This is a genomic window from Mesorhizobium sp. UC74_2, assembly GCF_042701485.1.
Taxonomy (GTDB): Bacteria; Pseudomonadota; Alphaproteobacteria; order Rhizobiales; family Rhizobiaceae; genus Mesorhizobium.
The window spans coordinates 3,422,321-3,438,368 of sequence record NZ_CP170562.1 but is presented as its reverse complement, the minus strand read 5'-3'; the positions used below and the strand labels follow the sequence as shown (position 1 = coordinate 3,438,368).

18 protein-coding genes are annotated in these 16,048 nt (G+C 61.9%); 10 read left to right on the top strand and 8 right to left on the bottom strand.

Annotated features, from left to right (window positions below; all coding sequences use genetic code 11):
* Window positions 1-34: 34 nt before the first annotated feature.
* Genes cpaB through ACFJIU_RS16720 form a run of 7 tightly spaced genes read left to right on the top strand, consistent with a single transcriptional unit; the run spans window position 35 to window position 7,985 of the window.
* The gene (gene cpaB, locus ACFJIU_RS16750) at window positions 35-847 is read left to right on the top strand and encodes a Flp pilus assembly protein CpaB (protein ID WP_379061655.1); all 813 of its coding nucleotides are present in this window, start codon (window positions 35-37) and stop codon (window positions 845-847) included.
* Window positions 844-2,355, top strand: a complete 1,512-nt coding sequence (locus ACFJIU_RS16745; RefSeq protein ID WP_379061653.1) for a type II and III secretion system protein family protein — start codon at window positions 844-846, stop codon at window positions 2,353-2,355. The genes cpaB and ACFJIU_RS16745 overlap by 4 nt, the downstream gene beginning before the upstream one ends.
* A 13-nt stretch (window positions 2,356-2,368) precedes the next feature.
* The gene (locus ACFJIU_RS16740) at window positions 2,369-3,088 is read left to right on the top strand and encodes a CpaD family pilus assembly protein (RefSeq protein WP_379061651.1); all 720 of its coding nucleotides are present in this window, start codon (window positions 2,369-2,371) and stop codon (window positions 3,086-3,088) included.
* A gap of 27 nt (window positions 3,089-3,115) precedes the next feature.
* Window positions 3,116-4,399: a CpaE family protein gene (locus ACFJIU_RS16735; protein WP_379061649.1), complete on the top strand. Its 1,284-nt coding sequence runs from the start codon at window positions 3,116-3,118 to the stop codon at window positions 4,397-4,399.
* A 28-nt stretch (window positions 4,400-4,427) separates the two neighbouring features.
* Window positions 4,428-5,918, top strand: coding sequence for a CpaF family protein (locus ACFJIU_RS16730; protein ID WP_379061647.1), 1,491 nt, complete (start codon window positions 4,428-4,430; stop codon window positions 5,916-5,918).
* Between the two features lie 29 nt (window positions 5,919-5,947).
* Window positions 5,948-6,961: a type II secretion system F family protein gene (locus ACFJIU_RS16725; protein ID WP_379061645.1), complete on the top strand. Its 1,014-nt coding sequence runs from the start codon at window positions 5,948-5,950 to the stop codon at window positions 6,959-6,961.
* A 4-nt stretch (window positions 6,962-6,965) separates the two neighbouring features.
* On the top strand, window positions 6,966-7,985 hold the full coding sequence (locus ACFJIU_RS16720) for a type II secretion system F family protein (protein WP_379061642.1): 1,020 nt from the start codon (window positions 6,966-6,968) through the stop codon (window positions 7,983-7,985).
* An 85-nt stretch (window positions 7,986-8,070) separates the two neighbouring features.
* Here the strand turns inward: ACFJIU_RS16720 and ACFJIU_RS16715 are convergent, their stop codons facing one another.
* Entirely contained in the window at window positions 8,071-8,907 is an 837-nt protein-coding gene (locus ACFJIU_RS16715; RefSeq protein ID WP_379061640.1) for a tetratricopeptide repeat protein, read from the bottom strand.
* A 121-nt stretch (window positions 8,908-9,028) separates the two neighbouring features.
* Here ACFJIU_RS16715 and ACFJIU_RS16710 point away from each other — a divergent pair, with 121 nt between their 5' ends.
* Genes ACFJIU_RS16710 through ACFJIU_RS16700 form a run of 3 tightly spaced genes read left to right on the top strand, consistent with a single transcriptional unit; the run spans window position 9,029 to window position 11,671 of the window.
* Window positions 9,029-10,387, top strand: coding sequence for a leucyl aminopeptidase family protein (locus ACFJIU_RS16710; RefSeq protein ID WP_379061638.1), 1,359 nt, complete (start codon window positions 9,029-9,031; stop codon window positions 10,385-10,387).
* Window positions 10,388-10,435: 48 nt separating this feature from the next.
* The gene (locus tag ACFJIU_RS16705; protein ID WP_379061636.1) at window positions 10,436-10,786 is read left to right on the top strand and encodes a MarR family transcriptional regulator; all 351 of its coding nucleotides are present in this window, start codon (window positions 10,436-10,438) and stop codon (window positions 10,784-10,786) included.
* A gap of 24 nt (window positions 10,787-10,810) precedes the next feature.
* Window positions 10,811-11,671, top strand: a complete 861-nt coding sequence (locus ACFJIU_RS16700; RefSeq protein WP_379061634.1) for an NlpC/P60 family protein — start codon at window positions 10,811-10,813, stop codon at window positions 11,669-11,671.
* A 71-nt stretch (window positions 11,672-11,742) separates the two neighbouring features.
* On the opposite strand, the gene ACFJIU_RS16695 is transcribed toward ACFJIU_RS16700, so the two are convergent.
* From ACFJIU_RS16695 to ACFJIU_RS16665, 7 genes are all read right to left on the bottom strand, one after another.
* Window positions 11,743-12,024 (bottom strand): hypothetical protein, encoded by a 282-nt coding sequence (locus tag ACFJIU_RS16695; RefSeq protein WP_379061632.1) that lies wholly within the window; start codon window positions 12,022-12,024, stop codon window positions 11,743-11,745.
* Window positions 12,025-12,286: 262 nt separating this feature from the next.
* Window positions 12,287-12,829 (bottom strand): molybdenum cofactor biosynthesis protein B, encoded by a 543-nt coding sequence (moaB, locus tag ACFJIU_RS16690; RefSeq protein WP_379061630.1) that lies wholly within the window; start codon window positions 12,827-12,829, stop codon window positions 12,287-12,289.
* Window positions 12,822-13,706, bottom strand: coding sequence for a 4-(cytidine 5'-diphospho)-2-C-methyl-D-erythritol kinase (locus ACFJIU_RS16685; RefSeq protein WP_379061628.1), 885 nt, complete (start codon window positions 13,704-13,706; stop codon window positions 12,822-12,824). The genes moaB and ACFJIU_RS16685 overlap by 8 nt, the downstream gene beginning before the upstream one ends.
* Before the next feature lie 32 nt (window positions 13,707-13,738).
* Window positions 13,739-13,924: a hypothetical protein gene (locus tag ACFJIU_RS16680; RefSeq protein ID WP_379061625.1), complete on the bottom strand. Its 186-nt coding sequence runs from the start codon at window positions 13,922-13,924 to the stop codon at window positions 13,739-13,741.
* An 82-nt stretch (window positions 13,925-14,006) separates the two neighbouring features.
* Complete coding sequence (locus ACFJIU_RS16675; protein ID WP_379061623.1) at window positions 14,007-14,870, bottom strand: S49 family peptidase; 864 nt, start codon at window positions 14,868-14,870, stop codon at window positions 14,007-14,009.
* Between the two features lie 70 nt (window positions 14,871-14,940).
* Window positions 14,941-15,732 carry a tRNA1(Val) (adenine(37)-N6)-methyltransferase gene (locus ACFJIU_RS16670; protein WP_379061620.1) on the bottom strand — a complete coding sequence of 264 codons (792 nt, stop codon included), beginning with the start codon at window positions 15,730-15,732 and terminating at the stop codon, window positions 14,941-14,943.
* Window positions 15,729-15,953, bottom strand: coding sequence for a DUF2007 domain-containing protein (locus ACFJIU_RS16665; protein ID WP_379061618.1), 225 nt, complete (start codon window positions 15,951-15,953; stop codon window positions 15,729-15,731). The genes ACFJIU_RS16670 and ACFJIU_RS16665 overlap by 4 nt, the downstream gene beginning before the upstream one ends.
* Window positions 15,954-16,048: the final 95 nt, after the last annotated feature.

Genomic DNA, 16,048 nt, shown 5'->3' with positions numbered 1-16,048 from the left:
TGGCTAAGGTGGTTTGTCAGGGTGGATTGGGGCGATGCCGGCATCCCGGTTGATTATTTTGAGTGTGGCGGTGGCCGCTGCGGGCGGCGCCGGCTATGTCGCCAAGAACATGGCCGTGCCGCCGGCACCTCAGATCGTCGAGGCAGGTCCCCAGCAGCCGACGATCGCGCTGGAGGACGTTCTGGTGCTGAGCGCCGACGTCGCAATGGGAAGCCCGCTGGAATCCAGCATCAAATGGGAATCCTGGCCGGCTGACGGTGTGAATCCCAACTTCATCACCCGTGCCGGCGATCCCGAGGCTGCCGAAAAGCTCAAGAGCTCCGTCGCCCGTGTTGCCATGTATACCGGTGAACCCGTCCGCCGCTCCAAGCTCATTGGCGAAGGGCAGAGCTTCATGTCCTCCATCCTGCCATCGGGCACCCGGGCCGTTGCGACAGCGATTGCCGCGGACACGTCTGCCGGTGGCTTTATCCTGCCGAATGATTTCGTCGACGTCATCATGACGCGCAAGGCCGATCCTGCGAACAGCGGCGGCGGTTTCACGACGGAAACCATTCTGAAGAACATCCGCGTCCTGGCGATCGACCAGACCATCCAGGAAGACGAGGAAGGCAAGAAGACCCGTGTTGGCCAGACGGCGACGCTGGAGCTCACGCCCCAGCAGGCCGAGATCATCACCGTGGCGCAACAGATGGCCGATCGGCTGACATTGGCGCTGCGCTCGATCAAGGACACTCAGGAGAAGAACGTGGGCGAAGCCGACTACCTCGTTTCGGGCAACGGACGGCGCGGCACGGTGCGCCTGATCAAATCCGGAGAAGTTTCCGAAGTGGGGGCAAGGAAATGAAGGTCATGTCCCGGTTTGCCACCACCCTTGCCGTGGGTCTCCTGTTGTTCGGGACTGGTGTAGTGAGCACCATTGACGCGCAGGCCGCGGGCGGCAAGGCGCGTGTGGGCAATACGGCTGCCGGCCAGCGCATCAAGCTCGGCCTCAACAAATCGATCGTCATCGATCTGCCGAACGACGCCTACGATATCCTCGTCGCCAATCCGACGGTGGCTGACGCCGTGACGCGCACCTCGCGCCGCATCTATCTGTTCGGCAAGGCGGTTGGCGAGACCAACATCTTTGTCTTTGGTCCCAATGGCGAGCAGATCGTCAGCCTTGATCTCGCCGTCGAGCGCGATGTTGCCGGACTTGAGGAATACCTCAAGCGCTTTATTCCGAATTCGGACATCAAGGTCGAACTTCTCAACGACAACGTCGTGCTGACAGGTACGGTCGACACGCCGCTCGACTCCAAGCGTGCCGTTGATCTCGCCACCATCTTCGTGACGGGCGGTGAAGCGACCACCGGCCAATATTCGCAAACGGCGGTGGGCGGCTCCCGCGATGGCGGGGTGGACATCAACAACCCCGACCAGACCCGCCAGAAGAGCCAGATCGTCAACCTGCTCCAGATCATGGGCGACGACCAGGTGACGTTGAAGGTGACGGTGGCGGAGGTAAGCCGGTCTGTCATGAAGCAGCTCGGCGTCAATATGGTGGGCAATGGCGGCTCGAACGGCATCAGCTGGAGTTCTATGAGCTCGCCGCCCTATGGTTTGGGCAAGCCACTCTCTCAGTTCTCAACCGCCGCGATCGGCAACAATTCGCTGTCGGCATACATCAACGCGATGGAGCAGTCCGGTGTGATGAAAACACTGGCGGAGCCGACCCTGACGGCGATCTCGGGAGAGAAGGCCACTTTCAAGGTTGGCGGCGAATTCAATATCGTCAAGGAGCGCACCGGTGATGAGAAGGAAGGTGTAAAATATACATTTGAACGCCTCGAATATGGAATCGGGCTCGAATTCCAGCCGGTTGTGCTCTCAGCAGGCCGGATAAGCCTGAAAGTTCGGACATCCGTTTCCGAGCCGACGACCGAAGGCACTGCGACCTTGGAGGGCAATAAGACGCTTCCGGGCATGAGCATCTTGTCGATACGCAAGCGTTTGGCAGACACAACCGTCGAGCTGCCCTCCGGCGGTTCGATGATGATTGCCGGCCTGGTCCGAGACGATATCCGTCAGGCCGTTAGTGGCCTACCTGGCCTCGGCAAGATTCCGGTTCTGGGAGCTTTGTTCCGCAGTCGAGACTTTGTCCGCAACGAAAGCGAACTGGTTGTCATCATCACGCCCTATCTCGCGCGGCCGGTCGCACGCAACGACCTCGCCAAGCCCGACGACAACTTCAACGCTGCCAGCGATGGCGCGGGGATGTTCCTCGGTCGGGTCAATCGTGTCTACGGCACCATGCAGACCGACAAGCCCGCCGGCCGGTATCACGGCGTCGTCGGCTTCATCTACAAGTAAGCGGGGAGTGAACATGTCTTACTCGGCAAGCAACCTGGTCCCGCCGACGATACGCGAGGGTCGAGCCACAAGAATGGTTGCTCCTGCAGTTCTAATAGCTGTTGCGCTGCTCGGCGGTTGCGCCAATCGCGACAGCGTCACGGTCGGCGCCATCCCGGACGACTACCGCACCAATCACCCGATCATGATTTCGCAGCAGGACCAGACGCTGGATATCCCGATCGGGGCGAGCGACCGCGGCATGACGAGAGCACAAAGCCAGTCGCTGCTTGGTTTTCTTGAAGGGTACGACCGCGCCGCCGCCTCAGTGTTGACCATTTCAGTGCCTTCGGGCTCGGCCAATGAGATTGCCGCGCAATCCACGGCTCGTGGCCTCGCAAAGGTCGCTTCTGCCAACGGCATTCGCCGCGACCGTATTGCATTCATCTCCTATGATGCCGGCGCGGGGAACATAGCAGCACCGGTGCGTGTCACCTATTCGGCCATGCGCGCCCATACCGACAAGTGCGGTCGCTGGTCGGCGGACATCGGCGATACAACCGAGAACAAGCACTACACCAACTTCGGCTGCTCATATCAGAACAACCTTGCTGCCCAGATCGCCAATCCGAACGATCTGCTGGGACCGCGGCAGCAGACGCCGGTCGATGCGACGCGGCGCGGGGTGGTCATCGACGGGTACCGGAAGGCGCCGTTCTACACGCCGGCGCCACGCACCGAAGTCAATTACTGAGGTCGAGGATCGCTTGGGGGCAAAAACATGACCAATCTCGCCTACGATCCTTCGGCGGAAGACGGCGATGTCTCGCACCAGGACATCGCCGCAATGCAGTCTTTGCGGCCTGTTCCGCGTATTTCCATCCAGGCTTTCTGCGAGACCGAAGGTGTTGCCAACCCGATCGAACGCGCGGGCATGGACCGGCGCATGGCCAAGGCCCATCTGAAAGTTCACATGGGCGGAATTCCGACGGCGGTCGACTTCTATCATTCCGCCCCCACTCCCAATCTGATCGTGCTGGAGACGCGGGCCGAGCCGAAGGAGATGCTCGAGCAGCTCGGCCAGCTTGCCGAGTACTGTGACCCATCGTCTAAGGTGGTGGTGATCGGACACTACAACGATGTCGGCCTCTACCGGGAACTGATCCGCTCCGGCATTTCGGAATATGTGGTCGCCCCCGTTTCGATGGCCGATATCGTCGCCGTCGTCACCTCGATTTTTGTCGATCCGGAAGCGGAACCGATTGGTCGCTCGGTGGCCTTCGTGGGTGCAAAGGGCGGCGTCGGCTCCTCGACGATCGCGCACAATGTCGCTTGGGCCGTATCCTCGTTGTTCAAGTCGGAAGTCGTCGTGGCGGACCTGGATCTTGCCTTCGGTACCGCGAACATCAATTTCGACCAGGACCCGGCGCAAGGGATCGCCGAGGCGGTTTTTTCACCGGAGCGGATCGACGAGGTCTATCTCGATCGCCTGCTGGCGCAATGTGCCGAACATCTCTCCCTCCTGGCGGCGCCTTCCACGCTTGACCGCGTCTATGACTTCGAACCGGAAGCTTTCAGCCAGATCATCGACACGGCGCAGCGCACCGCACCTCTGCTGGTCCTCGACGTGCCCCATATCTGGAGCGGCTGGAGCAAGAACACGCTGATCAAGGCGGACGAGATCGTCATCACGGCAACGCCGGAACTGGCCAATCTGCGCAACGCCAAGAACCTGGTGGACATGCTGAAGCGGCTGAGGCCGAATGACCCGGCGCCCAAGCTGATCCTGAACCAGGCCGGAATTCCAAAGCGTCCCGAGATCTCGGCCAACGACTTCGCCGAGCCCCTGGGCATCATGCCGATGGCCGTCATTCCTTTCGAGCCTTTGTTGTTCGGCAATGCCGCCAACAACGGTCGTATGCTGGGCGAAATGGATGCCAAGAACCCGGTCGTGGCCACGATCAAGGAGATCGCCCATGTGCTGACGGGCCGTAGCGAACTCAAGGCGAAGAAAAAAGCCGGGCTCGGCAATATTCTCGGCAAGCTCAGGCGTAACAAGAAGTAACCGCCTCGGGCGGGATGGGTAGCAGATCATGTTTGGCAAGAGAGGCAGTGACGATGGCAGTCGGGCGACGCCGGAATTCCGGCAGCTCGCTCCCGCGCCTTTGGAGGTTGCGGTAGTACCTCGTCCATCTGCGCCGATCGCGCCGCAACAAACGTCGCCGGCCGCGGCGCCGGCGCGACGGGCGATCGAGGCCCCAAGCATGGCCGCGGAAGCCAAGCGGGCGCCTCGCGAGCGCGGCGAGGGTTATTACGACACCAAGAGCCAGGTCTTTTCGGCTCTCATCGACACGATCGATCTGTCGCAGCTCGCCAAGCTCGATCCGGAAAGCGCGCGCGAGGAAATCCGCGACATCGTCAACGACATCATCGCGATCAAGAACTTCGCGATGTCGATTGCCGAGCAGGAAGATCTGCTTGAGGACATCTGCAACGACGTCCTGGGCTACGGCCCGCTCGAACCGCTGCTGGCACGCGACGATATTGCCGACATCATGGTGAACGGCTCCCGCAACGTCTACATCGAAGTCAACGGGCGAGTGGAAACGACCGGTATCCGTTTCCGCGACAACCAGCAGCTCCTGAATATCTGCCAGCGCATCGTTTCCCAGGTCGGTCGCCGCGTGGATGAATCCTCGCCGATCTGCGACGCTCGTCTTCCCGACGGATCACGCGTCAACGTCATTGCGCCGCCTCTTGCCATCGACGGCACCGCGCTCACCATCCGAAAATTCAAGAAGGACAAACTCACCCTCGACCAACTCGTTCGTTTCGGTGCGATTTCGCCCGAGGGCGCGGAAGTCCTCAAGATCATCGGTCGTGTTCGTTGCAACGTCGTCATTTCCGGCTCGACCGGTTCCGGCAAGACGACGCTGCTCAATTGCCTGACCAACTATGTCGACCGCGAAGAACGGGTGATCACCTGCGAGGATTCGGCCGAGCTGCAGCTTCAGCAGCCGCATGTGGTGCGCCTGGAAACCCGCCCGCCCAATCTCGAGGGCGAGGGCGAGGTCACCATGCGCGATCTGGTCAAGAACTGCCTGCGCATGCGGCCGGACCGCATCATCGTCGGCGAGGTGCGCGGACCGGAGGTCTTTGATCTCCTTCAGGCTATGAACACCGGTCACGACGGCTCGATGGGAACGATCCACTCCAACAGTCCGCGCGAATGCCTGAACCGCATGGAATCCATGATCGCGATGGGCGGCTACTCGCTGCCGCAGAGGACGGTGCGCGAAATCATCGTCGGTTCCGTCGATGTCATCATCCAGGCCGCGCGCCTGCGCGACGGGTCGCGACGGATCACCCACATCACCGAAGTGATCGGCATGGAAGGCGACGTGATCATCACGCAGGATCTCGTCCTCTACAATATCAAGGGCGAGGATATGAACGGCAGGCTTATCGGCGAGCACGTATCGACCGGCATCGGCCGTCCGCATTTCTGGGAGCGTGCCCGCTACTACGGGGAGGAGCAGCACCTGGCGAGTGCGCTCGAGGCAATGGAGAAGAGGGCCGAGTAAGGATCCCAGAGGCGCGAGGAATCTTGCCGATGTTCGGTATCGACAGCACCATTCTGATCTTCGTCCTTCTCGCCGGCACGAGCGCCGGCGCGATTGCATACGCTTTGATGTTCAACAGCATGAGTGCGGCAAAACAGGCCGGCAAGCGTCTGGAAACCATCAAGGCCGCGGAGAGCGACCGCGCAGTCGTGAAAGCGGCTCGCGAAAAGATGAACGAGGCCGCCAAACGTCGCAAATCGCTGCAGGACACGCTGAAGGATCTCGACGAGAAGCAGAAGACCAGTACGCGCACCATCAAGAACCCGCCACTGCGGATCCAGATCCGTCAGGCCGGTCTCACCATGACAATGGAGCGCTTCTACATCTATTCCGTTGTCAGCGGCATTGCGCTTTGCTTCCTGACCTTCATAGCCGGCGCGCCGCTGTTCGCAATACCAGCCGCCTTGCTGGTCGGGGCCCTCGGCTTGCCGCGCTGGTTCATCTCCTTTTGCCGCAAGCGCCGTGTCAAAGCCTTCCTCAACGAATTCCCCAATGCGCTGGATGTGATCGTTCGCGCCGTGAAATCAGGCCTGCCGCTCAACGACGGCATTCGGCTGATCGCCAATGAAGCCGCGGAGCCGGTGAAGAGCGAGTTCCGGCGGATCGTCGATGCCCAGCAGGTGGGCATGTCCATTCCGGAAGCGGCATTGCGCATGCCTGAGACAATGCCATGCGCCGAAGCCGGCTTCTTCGGCATCGTTATTCAGATTCAGGCGCAGGCCGGCGGCAACCTTTCGGAGGCGCTCGGCAATCTGTCGCGCGTGCTGCGCGACCGCAAGAAGATGAAGGCCAAGATTCAGGCGCTGTCGATGGAAGCCAAAGCCTCTGCGGCGATCATCGGCGCATTGCCCTTCATCGTCGCGTTTCTCGTCTATCTGACAAGTCCGAACTATCTGATGCCGCTGTTCACGACCAGCACGGGCAACATGATCCTGGGTGTCGCGGGCTTCTGGATGCTGATCGGCATCTTCGTGATGCGGCGGATGATGAATATCGAAGTGTAGGACGATGACCGGTCAGACAATCAGCACCCTTACCGATCCGGCCTTTCTGATCGCCATTCTGGTGGCGATTGCCGTTTTCGCTACGGTTTTCACGCTTTTGCCTGCTTTCGCTCGCGATCCTCTCAAGGTGCGAATGAAGTCGGTGGCACTGGAGCGTGACGAGCTGCGCGCCAAACAGCGCGCAAGGCTTGCCGCGGAAGCCGATCGCCGCCGCAAGGGCCTGCGCGAGGAACAGTCGATCGGCATGCGCAACATTGTCGAGCGGCTGGATCTGAAGCGTGCCCTGGCGGATGAGAAGACGCTGCAGAAACTGAAAATGGCCGGTTTCCGCGGCCAGAATCCGCTCACCAAGTTTCTGTTCTTTCGCCTTGTGCTTCCATTCCTGGGGCTGGCATTGGCGGTCTTCTACGTCTTTGTGCTCGGCTCTCTCGGGGAACAGCCGTTCTTCGTGAAGTTGTTCGTTTGTATCCTTGGGGGCTATGCCGGTTTCTACCTGCCGGTTCTCTATGTTTCCAACCGTGCCACCAAACGCAAGCAATCCATCCAGAAGGCCTGGCCGGATGCGCTCGACCTGATGCTGATCTGCGTGGAATCGGGCATGTCCGTGGAAGCCGCGATGCACAAGGTTGCGGACGAAATCGGCGCGCAATCCGCTGAACTGGCCGAAGAGTTCGTGCTGACCAACGCCGAGCTCTCCTATCTGCAGGAGCGGCGCCAGGCCTATGAGAATCTCGCGGGCCGTACTGGGCTGGATTCCGTGAAGGCGGTCTCCCAGGCACTCATTCAGGCGGAGCGCTATGGTACGCCCGTGGCGCACGCGCTGCGCGTGCTGGCTGCGGAAAGTCGTGACATGCGCATGAACGAGGCGGAGAAGAAAGCGGCTGCTCTTCCTCCGAAGCTGACCGTGCCGATGATCCTGTTCTTTCTGCCGGTCCTCTTCGCCATCATTCTCGGCCCTGCCGGCATCACTGTCAGCGAGCGCGGCATATTCGGCGAGAAAAGCCGGTCGTCTTCACAGCAATAGCGCCGCGATCAGGAAATCGCTCCAAACGGAAAAACCGCGCGGCAAGGGCGCGGTTTTCCAATGCATATTGAAGTCTCGTGGCCGATCAGTTGACGGCGGCCGCGGGCTGCTTCTTGCCCTTGTCTTGCGCCTTGAGCTGGCTCCAGGCATTTTGCTGGGACAGCATCTGGCGCAGATAGGCGACATTTGCCTGTGCCTGTTCGGGGGACAATTCCTGGGAGGCGATCTTCTCCGCCTCGTCGAAACGGCCCTGGAGACCAACGGCTAGCGCCAGGTTCTGTCGCACGCGGCTATCGGCATTCGGCTGCGAGCTGGCTGAGCGCAGATAGGTTTCCGCCGTGCGCAGATCGCCTTCCAGCAGATAGGACATGCCGAGGTTGGACAGGATCGACGGTTCGTTCGGCTTCAGGTCCTGAGCTTTGCGGTAGAGCTGTCGGGCTTCGTCGCGTTGGCCGAGTTGGTCGAGGATGGCTCCTTCGGCGGAAACGAGTTTCCAGTCTGGATATTCCGGCGTCTGGGCGCGTCGAACGGCGTCGAGCGCCGGCTCGAACTGGCCGTTTGCCGCGAGCGCCTTGCCATAGGCGGCGAGCACGTCGCGCTCTTTTGGATAGGCGATGGCGAGTTTGCGCATCACCGCCAAGGACTGATCGGCATCGCCGTTCATCTGCAGCACGATGGCGTATTTCAGAGCGATGTTCTTGTCGTTGGGGTTGCGCGCATAGGATGCGCCCAGCCGGCCGGTGGCATCGCGCAGTTCGCTGGAGGACATCAGTTCCACCGGCTTGCCGCTGCCACGCCCGATCGAGCCGGTCGACATGCGGTCGATGGTGCCGCAGCCGGCGACACCCGCCGCAAGCACGGCCAGCAACGCCGCGGTCATCAACCGCTTGCCTGTCCTGCGGGCGGGGAGGGTGATGGGCATGGGGGCGGGCTCCATTCTTCCGGGGGCCGTGCGCCGGCCGTCTTCCCTAGCCGAGAAATATTCTGTTAACCCTAACGGATGGTTAAGAGCGCCGAGTTGCAGGCGCCCCCGGAGCTTGAAAATGCCTGTCGAACTCGTCGCAAAGAAACCGCGCAAGGCGCTGCCTGTGCACCTCGTTCGCAAGGATGGGCTGGATGCCGCCCTGCTGTCGCCCGAGGCGCTTGCCTGGGCCAGGGCCAACGGCTTCTCGGGCGAAGCGGGACGCACGCTCGTGCTGCCCGGCAAGGACGGCGCAATCGGCGGCGCACTGTTCGGCGCGGGCGAGGGCGCGTTGCAGGCCGGTTCTCTCGCCAGGGCGCTGCCCGCCGGCGACTGGCATTTCGCGGAAATACCTGCTGATCCGGAACTTTCCGCACTGGCGCTGGTGCTTGGCGGCTACGTCTTCACCCGTTACGGCAAGAAGCCTGGCAAGGCGCTGCGTTTCGCGTTGCCGGCTGACACCGACGCAGATCGTGTCAGCCGCATTGCCGAAGGCGTCTTTCTGACCCGCGACCTTGTCAACACACCGACCAGCGACATGGGGCCGGAAGCGCTTGAGAAGGCGGTGCGCGTCCTGGCGAAAAGCCACAAGGCGGATATCTCCGTCATAGCGGGGGACGACCTCATCAGGAAGAACTTCCCGATGATCCATGCCGTCGGTCGCGCCTCGGCGGAAGCGCCGCGCCTCATCGATTTGACCTGGGGGCCGAAGGGAGCGCCGAAAGTGACGCTGGTCGGCAAAGGCGTCTGCTTCGACACTGGCGGGCTCGACATCAAGCCGTCGGCCTCGATGCTTCTGATGAAGAAGGATATGGGCGGCGCGGCCAATGTGCTCGGCCTCGCTTCGATGATCATGGCCGCGGGTCTGAAGGTCAGGCTGCGTGTCCTGATCCCGGCAGTGGAGAATTCCATCTCCGCCAATGCGTTCCGACCAGGTGACGTGTTGACCAGTCGCAAGGGCATCACGGTCGAGATCGGCAACACCGATGCCGAAGGCCGCCTGGTGCTGGCGGATGCGCTGGCGCTGGCGGATGACGAGCAGCCACACCTGCTGGTGGACATGGCGACGCTGACAGGCGCGGCCCGTGTCGCGCTGGGGCCGGACCTGCCGCCATTCTATACCGACGACGACGCTCTCGCTGCCGAACTCGCGGCTGCCGCGGTTGCGGTGGAGGATCCGCTATGGCGTATGCCGCTTTGGAAACCCTATGACGCCAAGCTGTCATCCAAGATCGCCGACATGAACAACGTCACTGCGGACAGCTTCGCAGGTTCGATCACGGCGGCTCTCTTCCTCAAGCGCTTCGTCGAGAAGAGCCCGAGCTGGGCGCATTTCGACATCTTCGCCTGGAATCCTGCCGAGCGACCCTATGGTCCGGCCGGTGGTGAGGCGCAGGCCATTCGCGCGCTGGAACGGGTTATCTCCGGCCGCTTCGGCTGAGCTTGGGACTGAAACGGACACGAAACGATTTTCCGTCATGCTGGACGGATGTCGATTGCTCTGCGCCCGAGCCAGGCCCTGCGACTGTGGCAGCAGGTCATGCTCTCGCAGGTGCGCGGCGACGCCCCCGATCTCACGGCGCGACAGCTCGCCATCCTGCTCACCATCTATCTGGATCCGCCGCCGCACACGGTTCGGGGCCTCGCCATCCGGCTCGATGTCACCAAGCCTGTCATCACTCGCGCGTTGGACACGATGGGCGCACTCAAGCTGGTGTCGCGTCACCGCGACGAACTCGACAAGCGCAATGTGCTGGTCAAACGCACGGTCGAAGGTGCGCTCTATGTCGAGCGCCTTGGCGATGATATCATTGCCAAGGCACACAATTTGCCGATCTGATTTCCGAACAGCCGAGTTGATGCTTTGACCGCCCACGACGCCCGCCTGCATGCCTTTCGCACCGATCTTGCCGATATCCGCCTGAAAGGTGAGGTGGCAGCTGAACGTTTCGTCAGCGGCCGGCCAGCCCGGATAGCGACGTCAGTCGCTGATCTGCGCCGTGCGCCACGCGTCGATTCAGGCATCGATACGCAGTTTTTGTCCGGTGACGACGTCCTGGTGTTCGATGAAGCCGACGGTTGGGCCTGGGTTCAAGGTGAGCGTGACGGATATGTCGGCTATGTTCTGGCCGAGGAGTTGAAACCGCGCGAGGCAGCCGCGACCCATATCGTCTCCGCCCCGCGTACCTTCGTCTACCCGGGACCGGATCTGCGCTTTCCGCGCAGCGGACACTTGTCGATGGGCTCGACCATAGCGGTCGTCGGCACTGCCGAGACGCGTGGCACGCACTACGCAGTGCTGCCGTCCGGTGAGACGATCATCGCCGGCCATCTGCGGCCGATCGGTAACCATGCGGCGGACTATGTCTCGATTGCCGAAACGTTCCTCGGCACACCTTATCTGTGGGGGGGAGCTTCCGGTTTCGGCATCGACTGTTCCGGCCTGGTGCAGCTTTCAATGCGCATGGCTGGCCGCGACGTGCTCCGTGACACCGACATGCAGGTCGCTTCGCTGGGCGAGCTTCTCGATACAGGAGCCGATTATTCGGGGTTGCGGCGCGGCGACCTGGTGTTCTGGAAAGGCCATGTCGCGATCATGACCGACAGCGAGATGATGATCCATGCCAACGGTCACACCATGACCGTGGCGTTGGAGGGATTGAAGGATGCGGTTGCCCGCATCGGTTATCTCTATGGGGGGCCGACGGCGTTTCGCCGGCCTTAGAACAATCCCCGCAAAAGTGCGCGGCAGTGCTGCGTCCAGGACTACGCCAAAAAGCCGAAGCGGCGCGCGCCTCAGGATTCACTGGACCATTTCACAGGCATCCATCGGGATCTGCGGCGGGCAACACGCTCATCGCGCGTTTCTGCATCATATACCGTTGGGATTGGTTCCTTGCGGAACTGCTCGCGTCCGTCCAGTGCGTTGACGATGACGATTACCCGCTGCCCTACACTGTCCGTGGTTGCTGCCGCGACATAAACACCGCAGTCGCGGCAGACCAGATATTCGGCGGTTCTCAAACCGAAGGCATAACGCGAGAGCAGCGCTTCGCTCTGCACGTGGATGGTCAGCATGCCATTGGGGTCGGCTGCCGCCAGCGAATTGTGCCTGCGGCAGAAAGAGCATTGGCAGGCTCGGATTTCGATGTCCCAGGGGCGATTGCGGTCTCGAAAGACAGCACGACATTGCCGCAATGGCATCCGCCTCTGTAAACGGCCATAACCACCTCCCTTTCGCGGAAGGATAGCCCCTCGACCTTTGTTTCGGAACGTCGGTTTCGGAGCCTAAACGCCATGACCGGCTTCGAAACGAAGGGAAAGCCTGCGATGCCTCGAATTACTTGCCGCTGCGCCGCAGGTGCTCATCCAGCCTGGGCATGATCTCCACGAAATTGCAGGGCATGTGGCGGTAGTCGAACTGGGCCTTCAGGATACCGTCCCAGGCGTCCTTGCATGCGCCGGGCGAGCCCGGCAGCACGAAGACGAAGGTCGCGTTGACGACGCCGCCGGTTGCCCGGCTCTGGATGGTCGAGGTGCCGATCTTGTCGTAGGAGATGCGGTGGAAAACCTCCGAGAAGCCGTCCATGCGCTTCTCGAAGATCGGTTCCAGGGCTTCCGGGGTCACGTCGCGGCCGGTGAAGCCGGTGCCGCCGGTAGTGATGATGGCATCGACGCCTTCATCCTTGGACCAGGCCAGGACCCTGTCGCGGATCTTGTCGCTATCGTCCGGGACGATAGCGCGAGCGGCCAGTATATGTCCGGCAGCCTCGATGCGGTCGGCCAGCGTCTGGCCGGATCTGTCATCGGCAAGGCCGCGCGTGTCGGAAACGGTCAGTACCGCGAAACGGACGGGAATGAAGGGACGGCCGGCGTCAGGCATACTGGTCTTCCAACGCCTCGGATGGCAGGGAGCGTGTCGCCGCGACGAACCAGTCTGGATGACGCGAGCGGATAGTTGCAGCCGCGCGTTTGGCGACGTTGCCGGTTTCGAACAAGCCGAAACAGGTGGCTCCCGAACCCGACATGCGGGCAAAGGCGGCGTCCGCCTGCAGCAGTGCAGCCCTGGCCTTGCCGATCAGCGGGGTGATCGTCTCGGCGGCGGCTTCGAGGTCGTTGCGTGTCGCCTCGAGCCAACTGCGCAGGCTGTGGAAGTCAATGGTCTTCGGCAGTGGTGGCAGAGCTTCGTTGTCGCGGTGGACGAGGGCTCTGAAGACATCGGGGGTAGCGACCGCCACGCCAGGATTGACCATGACCAGGCCGAGGGCAGGGAATTTCGAAACGGTCGAAATCGTCTCGCCCGCGCCATAGGCGAGGAGCGGCTGTGCCTTGAGGCACATTGGCAGGTCGGCTCCAAGCGAAAAGCCGATCCGAGCCAGCTGCATCTCGTCGATGTCGAGGTTCCAGCTCGAGACAAGCGCGCGCAGCGCCGCTGCCGCATCGCTTGATCCGCCACCGAGACCGGAGGCTACCGGCAGGTTCTTTTCGAGCGAAATGGCTACCGCAGGAGCATTCTCCGGACCGACATGCCGGCGGAGCGCATCGCGCGCCCTGAGGATCAGATTGGTTTCGTCCGCCGGAACCAGACCGGCGAAACGGCCCGAAACGCTGAAACCGTCCTCATCTGCCCTCTGCGCTTTGATCCGGTCTCCGAAGCGGGTGAACACTGCGAGGCTTTCGATGGTGTGATAGCCGTCGGGGCGCCGACCGGTGACATGGAGCGCAAGATTGACCTTCGCGGGCGCCAGACGGGCGTTCATGGCATGGTCTGCGGATACAAATGCCGTGGTGCTCAATCCTTGGCCAGCCGATATTCGCCGGTCTTGGGGTCTTTCACCAGCGTTCCCATCGTACCGTTGGCTCGCTGTTGTTCGGTACGCCGCACCTTGGCAGTGACCCGTTCAGCTTCCTTCATGAAGGAGCGGTACCCGACATAGGCAACGACGCCGATGACGATGAAGAAGATGATCTGCGGCATATCGAAACTCCTTCCTCAAGGGTCCTCGGTGACGGACGTACGGGTCAGGCAAGCAGTCATCGTAGACCGTTCCCGTGGCTTTTCAAAGGCCGAAACGGCTCCATAGCGCGCGTTCTTCGGCCGCATCGAAAAGTGCGTCGACGCCTGCGGCAGCCAGGGCCGGGGCGGTGAAGCCGCCTGACGAGCCGAACAGTCCGAAACGGCCGAACAGCCCCCTGGGCTGGCTGACGAGTTTCAGTTGTGTTTTCGGGCCGAAGCGCTCCTTTAGGGTGCTCCGCATATCGCCGAGCCCATCGACGAGGCCCAATTCCAGCCCCTTTTTGCCGGTCCAGAACAGGCCGGTGAACAGGTCCGGGTCGTCCTTCAATTTGGCACCGCGGCGTTCCTTGACCAGATCGATGAACGTCTCGTGCAACTCCAGCATCAGTGTTTTCAGCCGCTCGACGTCCTCTTTCTTCTCGGGCTGGAATGGGTCCATCGAGGATTTGTTTTTGCCGGCGGTGTGTACGCGGCGTTCGACGCCGATCTTCTTGATCAGGTCGGTGAAGCCGAAAGTGCCGGAGATGACGCCGATCGAACCGACGATCGAAGACGGGTCGGCGATGATCTCATCGGCTGCGACAGCGATCATGTAGCCGCCGGAAGCAGCCACATCCTCGACGAAGACGAAGACTTTTTTGTTCTTTTCTGCTGCCAGATCGCGGATGCGCTTGTAGATCAGCCGCGACTGCACGGGGGAGCCGCCTGGTGAGTTGATCGAGATCGCAACGGCCGGCCCGGAAAAGGAAAACGCCTTTTCGATCAAGCCGACCGTGGAAGCCAGCGACAGGTTCTGCCGGAACTGGCTGCCGCCGGCCATGATCGTGCCATGCAGCCGGATGACGGGTACGACGACATCGGTGGAACGCCAGGATTTCGGCAGGATACGGTTGAAAAGGCGACGCACGGGATGCGGTTCTCCAGTTTGGCCGATGGCATGTAGGCATTTGCCGCTGGACGGCAATGGTCAGGGAAGATCAATCTCCGAAAAGCGGGGCCGTTCCATTGCTGATGGCATCAGCCAACGGCAAGAGACCTTTGGTCGTGGCATCGTGCAGCACGAGTGGCGGCCTGAGCGCCAGCTTGCCCCGCGCGCCGAGCAAGCCACGGACAACGATGCGGATCGCCGCCTGGTCGGCGTGTGGATGCACCGGCACGATCTCCGCATTGCCGAAACGGCCGGCCAACGCGTCGAGAATGGCCGCCAGGGATTCCGGTCGCGCAATGATCGCAATGCCGCCACGCGGCTTGACCACGGCTGCAGCGCTGCGCACCCAGACCTCGAAAAGCCCATCCGCCATGACATGCGCCTCGCGCCGCAACGCGTCGGGTGTCGCGCGGTCCTCGCCGGCATTGAAAGGCGGGTTCATGATGACGAAGTCGAAGCTGTTGTCAGTAAGCCCAGCCACGCCCCGTGCCTTTCCGGTCAGCGTGACGTCGGCACGCAGCACGGTCACCCGGTCGCTGAGATGCTGGTTGGCCGGATGCGCCAGCGACGCCTCGGCAAAGGTCGCCATTTCGGGAGAACGCTCCACAAGTGTCGCCCTTGCCTTCTCGCAGCGCGAAACGACGGCGAGCCCTGCAGCACCTGCGCCGGCCCCGAAATCGGCCACCAGTCCGGTAAAATCCGTCGGTACGGCGGCGGCCAGCGTCATTGCGTCCATGCCGGCACGGTGACCGCCAGCGGCCGGCTGTACCAGCCAGAAACGGCCACGATGGAAGGCGTCCACCGTGTGCCTTGGCGCGCCGGCCGGTTCGGCCACGGTCATGTCCGGCGGATTTCGTTGGCGATGCCGGCGTCGGTGAGGATACGGCGGGCTTCGTCGATACGGTCGTCTTCGACGAGGATCCGGCGCGGCAGGATGCCGATCGAACCGTCCAGCACGCTCATGTTCTGGTCGGCGGTGAGGAAACCTATGTCGGCATCGCGCATCAGCGATTCGACAAAGGAAATGACAACGGCGTCGTTGGTGCGGATGAGCTCGATCATGGCGGCAAACTCGCAGCTTGTTTCAGCGATGTAAACGCTTCGCTCCGGAACCCTCTTGCGCAATCCGCGCCAATTCGCCACTTGCCGTATGCGCT

Excerpts from the sequence above, each read along its gene's own strand:
- cpaB (WP_379061655.1), top strand. The coding sequence starts at position 35 with ATGCCGGCATCCCGGTTGATTATTTTGAGTGTGGCGGTGGCCGCTGCG.
- ACFJIU_RS16745 (WP_379061653.1), top strand. The coding sequence starts at position 844 with ATGAAGGTCATGTCCCGGTTTGCCACCACCCTTGCCGTGGGTCTCCTG.
- ACFJIU_RS16740 (WP_379061651.1), top strand. The coding sequence starts at position 2,369 with ATGTCTTACTCGGCAAGCAACCTGGTCCCGCCGACGATACGCGAGGGT.
- ACFJIU_RS16735 (WP_379061649.1), top strand. The coding sequence starts at position 3,116 with ATGACCAATCTCGCCTACGATCCTTCGGCGGAAGACGGCGATGTCTCG.
- ACFJIU_RS16730 (WP_379061647.1), top strand. The coding sequence starts at position 4,428 with ATGTTTGGCAAGAGAGGCAGTGACGATGGCAGTCGGGCGACGCCGGAA.
- ACFJIU_RS16725 (WP_379061645.1), top strand. The coding sequence starts at position 5,948 with ATGTTCGGTATCGACAGCACCATTCTGATCTTCGTCCTTCTCGCCGGC.
- ACFJIU_RS16720 (WP_379061642.1), top strand. The coding sequence starts at position 6,966 with ATGACCGGTCAGACAATCAGCACCCTTACCGATCCGGCCTTTCTGATC.
- ACFJIU_RS16715 (WP_379061640.1), bottom strand. The coding sequence starts at position 8,907 with ATGCCCATCACCCTCCCCGCCCGCAGGACAGGCAAGCGGTTGATGACC.
- ACFJIU_RS16710 (WP_379061638.1), top strand. The coding sequence starts at position 9,029 with ATGCCTGTCGAACTCGTCGCAAAGAAACCGCGCAAGGCGCTGCCTGTG.
- ACFJIU_RS16705 (WP_379061636.1), top strand. The coding sequence starts at position 10,436 with ATGTCGATTGCTCTGCGCCCGAGCCAGGCCCTGCGACTGTGGCAGCAG.
- ACFJIU_RS16695 (WP_379061632.1), bottom strand. The coding sequence starts at position 12,024 with ATGCTGACCATCCACGTGCAGAGCGAAGCGCTGCTCTCGCGTTATGCC.
- moaB (WP_379061630.1), bottom strand. The coding sequence starts at position 12,829 with ATGCCTGACGCCGGCCGTCCCTTCATTCCCGTCCGTTTCGCGGTACTG.
- ACFJIU_RS16685 (WP_379061628.1), bottom strand. The coding sequence starts at position 13,706 with ATGAACGCCCGTCTGGCGCCCGCGAAGGTCAATCTTGCGCTCCATGTC.
- ACFJIU_RS16680 (WP_379061625.1), bottom strand. The coding sequence starts at position 13,924 with ATGCCGCAGATCATCTTCTTCATCGTCATCGGCGTCGTTGCCTATGTC.
- ACFJIU_RS16670 (WP_379061620.1), bottom strand. The coding sequence starts at position 15,732 with ATGACCGTGGCCGAACCGGCCGGCGCGCCAAGGCACACGGTGGACGCC.
- ACFJIU_RS16665 (WP_379061618.1), bottom strand. The coding sequence starts at position 15,953 with ATGATCGAGCTCATCCGCACCAACGACGCCGTTGTCATTTCCTTTGTC.